Origin of the sequence: Paraburkholderia phytofirmans OLGA172 (genome assembly GCF_001634365.1) — a bacterium.
Lineage (GTDB): Bacteria > Pseudomonadota > Gammaproteobacteria > Burkholderiales > Burkholderiaceae > Paraburkholderia.
Genome location: NZ_CP014578.1, coordinates 931,853 through 942,827, shown reverse-complemented (window position 1 = coordinate 942,827; position 10,975 = coordinate 931,853). Strand labels below are relative to the sequence as shown.

At 62.0% G+C, this 10,975-nt stretch carries 12 protein-coding genes; 4 read left to right on the top strand and 8 right to left on the bottom strand.

From position 1 onward, the window contains the following. Positions 1 to 276 precede the first annotated feature (276 nt). Positions 277 to 699, top strand: a complete 423-nt coding sequence (locus tag AYM40_RS04030; RefSeq protein WP_420488460.1) for an energy transducer TonB family protein — start codon at positions 277 to 279, stop codon at positions 697 to 699. 183 nt (positions 700 to 882) lie between these two features. Beyond that, entirely contained in the window at positions 883 to 2,190 is a 1,308-nt protein-coding gene (locus AYM40_RS04025; protein ID WP_063495095.1) for an MFS transporter, read from the top strand. A gap of 26 nt (positions 2,191 to 2,216) precedes the next feature. Here AYM40_RS04025 and AYM40_RS43225 read toward each other — a convergent pair whose 3' ends face one another. Then, on the bottom strand, positions 2,217 to 2,351 hold the full coding sequence (locus tag AYM40_RS43225; protein WP_256390474.1) for a hypothetical protein: 135 nt from the start codon (positions 2,349 to 2,351) through the stop codon (positions 2,217 to 2,219). Between the two features lie 210 nt (positions 2,352 to 2,561). Here AYM40_RS43225 and AYM40_RS43220 point away from each other — a divergent pair, with 210 nt between their 5' ends. Together AYM40_RS43220 and AYM40_RS04020 are read left to right on the top strand one after the other, a co-directional pair. Continuing rightward, the gene (locus AYM40_RS43220; RefSeq protein ID WP_256390473.1) at positions 2,562 to 2,684 is read left to right on the top strand and encodes a hypothetical protein; all 123 of its coding nucleotides are present in this window, start codon (positions 2,562 to 2,564) and stop codon (positions 2,682 to 2,684) included. A gap of 504 nt (positions 2,685 to 3,188) precedes the next feature. Continuing rightward, positions 3,189 to 4,604, top strand: coding sequence for a chloride channel protein (locus AYM40_RS04020; protein ID WP_063495094.1), 1,416 nt, complete (start codon positions 3,189 to 3,191; stop codon positions 4,602 to 4,604). Positions 4,605 to 4,714: 110 nt separating this feature from the next. Here the strand turns inward: AYM40_RS04020 and minE are convergent, their stop codons facing one another. The 7 genes from minE to AYM40_RS03985 all read right to left on the bottom strand — a co-directional run bounded on the left by minE (position 4,715) and on the right by AYM40_RS03985 (position 10,856). Further along, positions 4,715 to 4,978: a cell division topological specificity factor MinE gene (minE, locus tag AYM40_RS04015; RefSeq protein WP_028196771.1), complete on the bottom strand. Its 264-nt coding sequence runs from the start codon at positions 4,976 to 4,978 to the stop codon at positions 4,715 to 4,717. 14 nt (positions 4,979 to 4,992) lie between these two features. Continuing rightward, complete coding sequence (gene minD, locus AYM40_RS04010; protein WP_063495093.1) at positions 4,993 to 5,808, bottom strand: septum site-determining protein MinD; 816 nt, start codon at positions 5,806 to 5,808, stop codon at positions 4,993 to 4,995. A gap of 104 nt (positions 5,809 to 5,912) precedes the next feature. Then, complete coding sequence (gene minC, locus AYM40_RS04005; protein WP_063495092.1) at positions 5,913 to 6,776, bottom strand: septum site-determining protein MinC; 864 nt, start codon at positions 6,774 to 6,776, stop codon at positions 5,913 to 5,915. A gap of 220 nt (positions 6,777 to 6,996) precedes the next feature. Further along, complete coding sequence (locus AYM40_RS04000) at positions 6,997 to 7,530, bottom strand: GNAT family N-acetyltransferase (protein ID WP_063497829.1); 534 nt, start codon at positions 7,528 to 7,530, stop codon at positions 6,997 to 6,999. 186 nt (positions 7,531 to 7,716) lie between these two features. Beyond that, complete coding sequence (gene map / locus AYM40_RS03995) at positions 7,717 to 8,502, bottom strand: type I methionyl aminopeptidase (protein ID WP_063495091.1); 786 nt, start codon at positions 8,500 to 8,502, stop codon at positions 7,717 to 7,719. Positions 8,503 to 8,897: 395 nt separating this feature from the next. Next, positions 8,898 to 10,055: a transporter substrate-binding domain-containing protein gene (locus AYM40_RS03990; RefSeq protein ID WP_063495090.1), complete on the bottom strand. Its 1,158-nt coding sequence runs from the start codon at positions 10,053 to 10,055 to the stop codon at positions 8,898 to 8,900. A gap of 42 nt (positions 10,056 to 10,097) precedes the next feature. Next, positions 10,098 to 10,856: a hypothetical protein gene (locus AYM40_RS03985; protein WP_063495089.1), complete on the bottom strand. Its 759-nt coding sequence runs from the start codon at positions 10,854 to 10,856 to the stop codon at positions 10,098 to 10,100. Between the last annotated feature and the right edge of the window lie 119 nt (positions 10,857 to 10,975).

Below are 10,975 nucleotides of genomic sequence, written 5' to 3'. Positions count from 1 at the left end.
GAAAGGTGATGGAAAGGATGTCGCGCGCGGCGTGCAAGCGAGCCGAATCGCATGGCGTTGGATCGGCATACAGGGTCAACGACAGTTGCATCCTGACGCTTTTTGACTACCATCAAGTTAGACCCTGTCTCTGTGGTTTCTCCGACGATGCTTACCCGCACGCGTCACCTTCGCCGCTTGACCGGACGCTTCGCTTTCCGCGTTGGCGCATCGTTATCGCAAGCACATAGCGCGGTATCGGCGTTGACCGCCGCTTCGGTTTTGGCGCTCGCGGCCATGGCAGGCTGCACCATCACGCCGCCGCAACGCCCGCTTATCATCACGCCGGCGGCCGCCGTCAACAGTGCGACGCTCGACCAGTATCGCAGCGCGGTCGCCCAACGCATCATTGAACGCAGCCCGTCCTACGTGTTGCGCGGCACGCCGCAAGCGATGCTGCGCTCGCTGGTGGTGGTGTCGTTCACGGTGGATCGCAATGGCCAGGTGGTGGCGTCGTCGGTGTATCGCACCAATGGCGACGACGAAGCCGAAAGCACCGCGCTTGCCAGCTTGCGACGCGCCTCGCCGTTGCCGCAGCCGCCCGATAAATTGCTGAATGGCCGTGGCCAGCTCGAACTGTTCGAAGACTGGCTGTTCAACGACAACGGCAAATTCCAGTTGCGCGAATTCGCCTCGCCGCAAGCCCAGACCATCGAGTGAACGCGGCTCCAAAACAGCGCTCATCGGCAAGACGCGAGGCAAGCCTCGCCCCGCCTTGCTGCGCCGCCGCCGCGCTCGTTATAATTTTCCGATTCCCTAAGCCGGAGCCTGCCGGCACGGCTCATGCCGCCCGCATATAAAAAGTATGGTGCCCGACGGCATCACGACACACGGAGACCCTGCATGTCCACTTCGCCGATTTCCGCGGCCCAGCCCAATGCGGCCGGGCAAAACAGCAGCGCACGGATCATCTTCGCGAGCTTCATCGGCACCGCGATCGAGTTCTACGATTTCTACGTCTACGCGACTGCCGCGGCGCTCGTTATCGGACCGGTGTTTTTCCCGCACGGCTCGGCGACCGCCCAGGCCTTGTCGGCTTTCGTCACGTTCGGCATCGCGTTCGTCGCGCGGCCGATCGGCTCGTTCCTGTTCGGTCACTTCGGCGACCGGATCGGTCGCAAGTCGACGCTCGTCGCTTCGCTGCTGGTGATGGGTGTGTCCACCACGCTGATCGGTTTCGTGCCCGGCTACGACTCGATCGGCAGCCTCGCGCCGATCCTGCTATGCATCTTGCGCTTCGGGCAAGGCATCGGCCTCGGCGGCGAATGGGGCGGCGCGGCGCTGCTCGCCACCGAGAATGCGCCGGCCGGCAAACGCGGCTGGTTCGGGATGTTCCCGCAGTTGGGGCCGTCGATCGGTTTCCTGGCGTCCAACGGCCTGTTCTTCGCTTTGGCGTTGTCCTTGAGCGACGAGCAATTCCGCAGCTGGGGCTGGCGCGTGCCGTTCCTCGTCAGCGCGGTGCTGGTCGCGCTGGGTTTGTATGTGCGCTTGAAGATCGCCGAGACGCCGGCTTTCCAGGCGGCCATCGAACGCAAGGAACGCGTGAAGATGCCGATCGCCACGCTGCTCTCGCAGCACGGGCTGCCGACCCTGCTCGGTGCGCTGGCAATGGTGGTCTGCTACACGCTGTTCTACAACGCCACGACGTTTTCGCTGTCGTATGGCGTGTCGGTGCTGCATATTCCCCGGCCGACGTTCCTCGGCATGCTGTGCATCGCGGTCGTGTTCATGGCGCTCGCCACGCCGCTGTCGGCCTGGGCGAGCGACCGTTATGGCCGCAAGCCGGTGCTGATCGCCGGCATCATCGCAGCGATCCTGTCGGGCTTCACGATGGCGCCGTTGCTCGGCAGCGGACAGACACCGCTGGTGCTGCTGTTCCTCGTGATCGAACTGTTCCTGATGGGTGTGACCTTCGCCCCGATGGGCGCGCTGCTGCCGGAACTGTTTCCGACCAACGTGCGCTATACGGGTGCAGGCGTGTCGTACAACCTCGGCGGAATTCTCGGTGCGTCGGTCGCGCCGTATATCGCACAGGTGCTGGCCGCGCACGGCGGGCTGTCGTGGGTGGGCGCTTATGTGTCGATTGCGGCGGCCGTCAGCATGATCGGTGTGCTGTGCATGCGCGAGACGCGCGATGCGCGCTTGATGTGAAGAGACTGAAAGCGCGCCGCAAGCCGTTATCGGTAGTAGTAGCCACCGTGATGGTAGTAACCGCCGCCGTAGTAATAGCCAGGCGCCGGTGCAACGATGCAGCCCCCGAGCGCCGTTGCCAGCAGCGTGCCTGCGATCAGGGTCAGGATTAAGCGTTTCATATTGTTCTCCTTCGTCAGATTCATTCGAGCCGAAACCCCGAATGACTCGATTGAACACGACCCTGCCTCGCGCGAGCGTTGCTATTTGTAAGGGAAGATCACTGAGGTGTTACACGTTTGAGACCCGAAACCGACCGCACCGAAGCATGGCGGCGGCAGACTCACATCAGACGAAAACAGCACCTATACTGCTTTGAGCATGTGCACTCCGTGCAAACCCTGCCCATGGCGGGTGTGCGGATCGAGGCGCTGACGGTGGGTATTGAGTACGCGCTTCCACGCGCGGTGACTGCGCCGGCGAACACGCATCAGAGCATGCGTCCAGCCAATTAGGCATTCAACGAAAAGCGACAGATTTAACAGGTGTGTAATGCGCGACGCTTATCCGAACGCAGAGAGCGGTCATGAGCAACCTACCGCAGGGCACCGGTGAGCGGCACACGAATCTGCCGGTACTCGCGCGGCATGCCTTGATGAATGCGCCATTGAACTCGACCGTCAGGTGGCGGTCTCTTTAGAACTGGGTCGATCACACGATGTGGCCGCTCAGCACTGAGTCACTGAATGACTCAGTGCATGAGTCAGTTTGTTCATTGCGGCGATTCCTCTCCGCCCGTAGTTCCCCGACGCGGGCGTTTTTTGGAGGCGTTCCGTGGCAGCGCTCGTTTGATTGGGCGACTGTACGTCGCGCCTCTTTTCTTTCAGGCAAACTCTCGCTCCAGCGCACCCCTTCGGCGAATGCTTCGTCCGCCGCGCGGTCCACTTCAACTCCGGGAAAGGCGCGTTTGAAGTCGGCGGCGCGCTTTATAATTCCCCCTTTGCGCCAGCACATCACTCATGTCCCGGGCCTTCCCTCCAAGCTCTTCCAACATCGTGCGTCGCGCCAAACGCCTGTGGCGGCAATATGGCGTCTTCTGGCTCGGCGCAATCGCGGTCGGCCTCGTGGCGGTGCTGTATGCAAGGCTGATCGACTGGGGCTACGGCGAATTCCGCACCATGCAGCAACAGCACGTGTGGGCGCCGTTGCTCGTCACGCCCGCGGTCGCGGCGCTGGCCGTCTGGCTCACGCGCAAATTCTTCCGCGGCGCGGAAGGCAGCGGCATTCCGCAAGTCATCGCCACCCTGCATGCCAAGCCCGGCGAATACGGCGCACGGCTGCTGTCGTTCCGGATTCTGTTCGGCAAGATCGCGGTGTCGTTTCTGGGGATTCTCGGCGGCTTCACGATCGGCCGCGAAGGACCGACCGTGCAGGTCGGCGCAGCAGTGATGTTCAATCTGCGGCGGCTGTATCCACGCTCGAACGCGCTGATCGAACGGCAGCTGGTGCTCGCGGGCGCGGCAGCGGGCTTGTCCGCGGCGTTCAATACGCCGCTGGCAGGGATCGTGTTCGCGATCGAGGAACTCACGCGCAGCTTCGAGGCCCGCGCGAGCGGCGTGCTGATTACGGCGATCATCATCGCCGGGGTGATCGCGCTCGGGCTGAACGGCAACTACACCTATTTCGGCACCATCCAGATCGGCGCGCATTTCCCCGATCTGCTGGCGGTGGCCGTCGTGCTCACCGCAATCGTCACCGGTATCGCGGGCGGCGTGTTCGGCTGGCTGCTGCTGAACACCGCGCGCTGGATTCCGGCGCCGCTGCGTCAGTTGCACGGCGAGCGGCCTGTCGCGTTCGCCGCGCTGTGCGGTTTCGTGATCGCGGTGGTCGGCCTCATCTCCGGCGGCACGACCTTCGGCAGCGGCTATGCGGAAGCGCGCGGACTGCTCGACGGACACGAGCACCTGTCCGTGTTGTATCCGTTTCTCAAGATGATCTCGATGGTCGGCTCGTATCTGCCAGGCATTCCGGGCGGCATCTTCGCCCCCTCGCTGTCGATCGGCGCGGGCTTCGGCAATCTGCTGCACATGGTGTTCGGCTCGATGCAATTGCCGATGCTGATCGCCCTCGCCATGGTGGGCTATCTGGCGGCGGTCACGCAGTCGCCGATTACGTCGTTCGTGATTGTGATGGAGATGATCGACGGCCATGCACTGGTGATTTCGCTGATGGCCACCGCGTTGATTGCAAGCCGTGTGGCGCGTTTCTTCGCGCCGCCGTTGTATGAGTCGCTGGCACAGCGCTATATGGCGCCGCTGCCGCAGCCGGAACCCGCGCCGGCGCCGGAAGTCCCCGAAGTCGAGGCGCCCGAACCAGCGGTGGCCGACGAGATCAACGGCGATGCTCGCGCTGAAGACGGCGCCCCGCGTCAGTAGACGACGACCGCCGGCGCGCGACGACACAAAGAAGACATCACAACAGAGACAGCGCTTACGCTCCACCTCGTCACGTCATATCGACGAAACGAAGCAGAGCGCGCAATCCGTTATGCGGAACCAGCCTGCGGTATTTCGATTTTGACCTCGAGCACTTCGAGGTCGTCCTGGCGTTCCAGGCTCACGCGAATATCGTCATTGGAGATTTTCACGTACTTTGAAATGACGGCCACCAGTTCGCGTTGCAACGCAGGCAGGTAATCGGCAGGCGCATGGCCGCCGGCGCGCTCGTGCGCGATGATCAACTGCAGGCGTTCCTTCGCTACCGACGCGGACTTCTTCTTCTCGCCCAGCAAAAACGAAAGAATCGACATTACGTGCGCTCCCCTTACTTGGTGCCGAAGAGGCGCTGCAGCAGCCCTGGCTTCTGGTAATCGGTAAAGCGAAGCGATTTCTGCTCGCCGAGGAAACGCGACACGACATCTTTATAGGCTTCGGCGACATCGGTACCGTCGAGGTGCACGGCCGGCAGACCCTGGTTCGACGCATGCAGCACCGCTTCCGATTCCGGAATCACGCCGATCAGATCGATGCGCAGAATTTCCTGGATGTCGGTCAGCGACAGCATTTCGCCTTCGCTGACGCGCTTCGGGTTGTAGCGGGTGATCAGCAGGTGTTCCTTAATCGGCTCCTTGCTTTCGATTGCGCGCTTGGTCTTCGACGACAGGATGCCGAGGATACGGTCCGAGTCGCGCACCGAGGAGACTTCCGGATTCGTCACGATCAGCGCTTCGTCGGCGAAGTGCATGGCGAGCAGCGCGCCCGATTCGATACCGGCCGGCGAATCGCAAACAATGAATTCGAAGTCCATCGCGATCAGGTCGTTGATGACCTTCTCGACGCCTTCCATGGTCAGCGCGTCTTTGTCACGCGTCTGCGATGCCGGGAGGATAAAGAGGTTCTCGCACTTCTTGTCCTTGATCAGCGCCTGGTTGAGGTTGGCTTCGCCCTGGATCACGTTGATCAGGTCGTACACCACACGGCGCTCGCAGCCCATGATGAGGTCGAGGTTACGCAGGCCGACGTCGAAGTCGATCACGGCGGTTTTGCTGCCACGCAATGCGAGGGCCGATGCAAAACTCGCGCTCGTGGTCGTCTTGCCCACGCCACCCTTGCCCGAAGTCACCACAATGATTTTTGCCATTACCCTTACCTTGTATCCGTCAAATTCGTCAATTATGTGCGGCCCAATTTGCCGTGGAACGCCGCATGCCGTGACCGTTCAGGGCAGCGCGCGCATCACGTCGATCAGGTGAGCCGCAGCGGTTCGATCATCAACTTTTCATCTTCGAGCCAGATCTGCACCGGCTTGCCGAGCACGTCGGCCGGCAGCGGGTTCTCGGTCGTACGATAGATGCCCGCGATCGAGATCAGTTCCGGTTCGAGACACGTGCAGAAAATGCGCGCGTCGTGATTGCCCTGCACGCCGGCCAACGCCCGGCCGCGCAGCGGCGCATAAATATGGATGTTGCCTTCCGCGATCACTTCCGCGCCGTAGCTCACCAGACCGAGCACGACCAGATCGCCCTTTGCGTAGATGCGCTGGCCCGAGCGCAACGGCTTGTCGACCACCATGGTTTGCGACGAAGTGGCGAGACGTACCGGCTCGGCGGCGGGCGCCGGCTCGACCGCGGCGGCCGTGGCCGGGGTGCCGCTTTTCGGAGGCCCGCCGGTGGGCGTGCCGGCTGCGGTTGTGAACAGATCGGCCGGGGGCGTGGCCGTCGCGGCGGTGGCCACCGGTGCCGTGCCGGCGGCATGGGCGCCCTCTTCGTCTGCGGACTTGGCGGCGCCGCCGCGGCGGTCGCGTGCTTCGAGCAGCGGCAGCGCGGATTCGGCCGCCCACGCCTGCTGCGCGTTGGCGACGATGCCGACCGGACGCATGCGCACGCTGTCGAGCAGTTGCGCGATGTCCGCAAGCGGCACGCGCTCGTTGTCGGCGAGACGCCGCACGTCGATCGCGACAACGTCGTTAGCGAAAAATTCGGGGGTCGCCTCGAAGCGCCGGGTCAGTTCGGCACGCATCGCGTCGAGGTCGGTTGTCTTGACCACAAACAGGAGTGTGTCGACAGAGCCGCTGCGGAGTTCGAAAAAGGGCGATTTCTTGGGCGACATAGCGTTCGGCAAAAAATTTTGCGTATTTTACAGGCGTCCAGGCAGGGAGCGAGTTTTTTTGCCGGGAGAACGCGCCCCTGCGGCCCGAATACCCATGACGTGACCACGCCCCGGTCGTTCAGGCCGCGCTTAGGCCGCTGATTCGGCCATGAACTCGGCCATGAACGCTGTAGCGACGCGGATGGGATTTGAGCGGCAGACTGACGCGCCGCTCGCGGGATCACTGCTGAAACACCTGCGACGTGGTCGGCACGTGGCGCACCAGCAGGCTTTCGGCCTGCTCGGGCGCGCACGCGACGCGCCGATGCTCGCCGGTCGGACCGAAGCCAAGCGCCTCATAAAAGCGCATCGCATTGCGGTTGGCGTCGGCGACCCATGCGTAGATTTCCATGGCGCCTTCGCCGGCGAGCCAGGCGCTGGCGGTATCGACCAGCAGCTCGCCGCCTCGCAGATGACGCACGGCCGGCGCCACCCACAACTCGCGGACGAACGCGCGGCGCGCCGCGGTGTCGTCGAAATGTGCTTCGATCATTCCTGCCGGATGGCCCTCGGTATAGAGGATGAAACTGGTGACGATAACCGAAACAGCGTGTTCGGCGGCGGTAGCGCCGAACGTGGCGGCATCCGCCGACAACGCGTCCTCTAGCGTTTCGCAGAAGGCATAGGGCGCCTCCCGCAGCGACGCAGTGCGGAGTTCGCGCAAAACGGCGCCCTGATCAGCAGCGATACGGCGAACGGTCAATGACGGACTCATGCGGACGAAAACCCCTTGAAACACCAAGGCATAGCTTTAACCGAACCGGCGCGCGAGTCAAATCCTTATTTACTGGATCGGACCATAGCGCCGGTCCTTGGTGCAGGCGCCGCAAGCCATCTGTGCCGCAATTTGAGCGCCCGCCGCCTCGCTAGCCGGTTCGTCAGGCGCGCTGGGCCACGGCGTTCAAGGCGCTTCGTAATCGCCGGTGCCGTCCGGCCACGGTGTCAGCAACTCGTAGCCCTCTTCGGTCACGGCGATCATGTGCTCCCATTGCGCCGACAACGAACGGTCTTTGGTGACGACCGTCCAGCCGTCACGTTGCACCGCGGTGCCGGCGCGGCCCGCGTTGATCATCGGTTCGATCGTGAAGACCATGCCCGGCTTCAGACGCACGCCCTGCCCCGGCTGACCGTAGTGCAACACTTGCGGGTCTTCGTGGTAGACACGGCCGATGCCATGGCCGCAGTAGTCGCGCACGATCGAGAAGCCGTCGCGCTGCGCGATCTTCTGGATCGCGGAGCCGACGTCGCCCAGCGTAGCGCCCGGCTTGACCTCGCGGATGCCGGCAAGCATCGCCTCGTATGTCGTGTCGATCAGCTGGCGCGCCACCGTGCTCGGCTGGCCGACGCAATACATGCGGCTGGTGTCGCCGAAATAGCCGTCTTTGATAATCGCGACGTCGATATTGATGATGTCGCCATCTTTCAGAATTTCGTTGCGGTTGGGAATGCCGTGGCACACCACCTGGTTGACGGACGTGCAGACGGTCTTGGGAAACCCCAAATAACCGACATTTGCCGGAATCGACTTTTGCGTATTGACAATGTAGTCGTTGCACAGCGCGTCGAGCTCGTCGGTGGAGACACCGGCCTTGACGTGCTCGCCAATCATCGCCAGCACGTCGGCCGCGAGGCGGCCGGAGATGCGCAGTTTAGCGATGTCGTCGGGAGTCTTGTAGGTAATGGCCATGAATTCGGTCGAGGTGGGTCGATGATGACGATCGGCCAATTGTACAGAGGATCGCCGGACGGCCTCCGAGAGCCGGGCCGGGCCTGCTTGCCTGGGGCCTGCTTGCCTGGGGCCGGCGTCGGCGAACCGCTCGCGCTTGATGCCCCGCGCGCAGATGATGTGCAATGCTAAGCGTTCGTCATAGTCGACGGGTATGCGTTCGCTCCACATCTGCGCGCGGTAGAGCTTGAGGCCGGCTTGAGGCCGGACACGCTGAAATCGCCCTCGCCGACGAGTCTCGCGGACAGCACGTCGTCGCGTCGTCGCGTCGGTCGGCGCAGGCGGCGCAGGCGGCCATCGCCCAAGGATTATTGTTCATGCCGGGCCACGAGAGCCCGGCAGAAAAACCAACCGCGTCAGCGCACCGGAATGATCAGGTGCTGGCCAATCAGGATGAGGTTGGGGTTTGGAAGGTTATTGCGCCTCTGCACGTCCACAAATCGCGCACCGCTTCCCAACTGACTCGCGGCAATGGCATTCAGCGTGTCGCCGGAGCGGACCACGTAAGTCTTCTCGCCGCCGGTCGCCGCGGTGGTGAGCACCTGGTCGCTGATGAAATATTTACGCAACAGGTCCAGATACGCCGGCGACTGCTTGACCTTCGCGATCGCGGAGTTCAGGTAGATCAGCAGCGCGCTGTCTTCCTTGCGTACGCCGATTTTGTACGCGAGGTTGGACCCGTCCAGCTTTGTGACCGCGAACGTCAGGTCGGTGCCTTTGATCTCCGACACGCCAAACGGATAGTCGTAGACGATGGCGTCGACCTGATGCTCGTCCAGGAAGTGCGACATCCAGGATCGCTGCCCCTCGATGCTCGCATCCGATAGCTCGACGATTTTGCTATTCGGGAATGCTTTCTGGACAAACGCTTTCACGTCTGGATCGCCCTGCAGCACGCCGACTGTTTTGCCCGCCAGATCGGCCGCGGAGCGGACCGGCGAACCCTTGGCCACGATCAACGAATAGCCGAAGTCCTCGACATAGGGGATCGAATAGACCACGCCGCTCGGGGTGTTGTCGGGAAACGTCAGGCCGTCCATGGCGACGTCGACCACCGCGTTGCCCTGCTTGTCGGTTTTCGTCAGCTGATCGGGGACCGCGGGATACGTGTCCACGCCGTGATGCGTGTCGACCGTGACGATCGAATGATCGCCCGAGGTGAACTCTTTCTGCGCGAACAGCAGATTGGCGAAGTCGACGTTGAAGCCTTGCGGCTTGCCGCTGTCTTCCGAGTAAAACGGCCGCGATGGATTTTCGACGCTGACGCGCACGACGCCGTTGCTCAAGATCGATTTCAGCGTGTCCTTGTTGGGCACGAAACCGTCCGGGTTGCTCGGGGCTGTCGGTTTGACGTCGGCACTGCTGTTGTTGCCGGTGTCCACGCCGTTCACCGCGACGGTGTCTTTGTCGGTGCTCTGGCCGCTGTTGAGAGGATTTTTCAGGCCGCCTTCGTGGATATACCAACCGGCAGCCAACAAGATCAGGAAAAGAACCGAACCCAGGATTTTCTTCATTGTTTTTTGATCGAGTTGAGTGGTCGAGCGGTGAGCGCCTGATTATTTGGGTGCCGCGGGCGAGCCGAGTTGCTGAGCGGGCGGATTGATAGCACCCATCTCGGTAGCAGCCTTGGCTTGCTGCACTTCAGCGCTTTCCATCAGCGACGTTTCCATTTCGGAGAATGCTTTATTGACCGAGTTCATCACGGAGTCGAGCGCGGCGTCCGTTTTGATTTGCGCGAAAGTGTCGCTGGATTGCATGCCGGCAATCTTGTTCATGCGTTGTGCGGATTGCGACATATCCCACAGTGCTTTGGCCCGATCGATCGCGTCGGAAAATCGCTTGAGTTCGTCCTGCACCTGCTTATAGCGCCCCTCGCGAAACGCGAGCAGTTTTTTCATCGTCGCGAGTTGGGTCTCGAAACGGTCCGCGTCTTCGGGATACTGCTTTTTGAACTGCGCGGTTTTGTCTTCGAAGTTTTTCACTTCGGTGCGGAAGTCGGTGATGCTCTTCTTGAACCGCTCGGCGCCTGCCTGCTTTTCGGCCAGTTCGTTGTAGAGCGTCTCGATCGGGTTCGACTTCGCTTCGTTCACGAACATCTTGACCTTCTGGTTCGCGAACTTCATGGCGAGAACGGGACCGAAGTTGATCGCCGCCAGCCCGATCACCGCCGCGAGGATCAGGCCGACCAGGCCTTTGACCAACAAGATGGCGAGTGGCGCGCCGATGGCGATGCACAGCCCGATAATCGACCACTTGATGACTTTATATTTGGCGGTGCTGGCGGTCGTGTCAACGACCGAATTGCCGACTGACATGTGAATCCCCTTTTAAAGCCTGTTTTACAAAACTGGTTTTGCAAACTGCTCGGGACATCGTTGTGGCTGTGCGTTTGGTGTCTGTATTTTTGAGCCCGACGCGAAAACGCTGTATGACT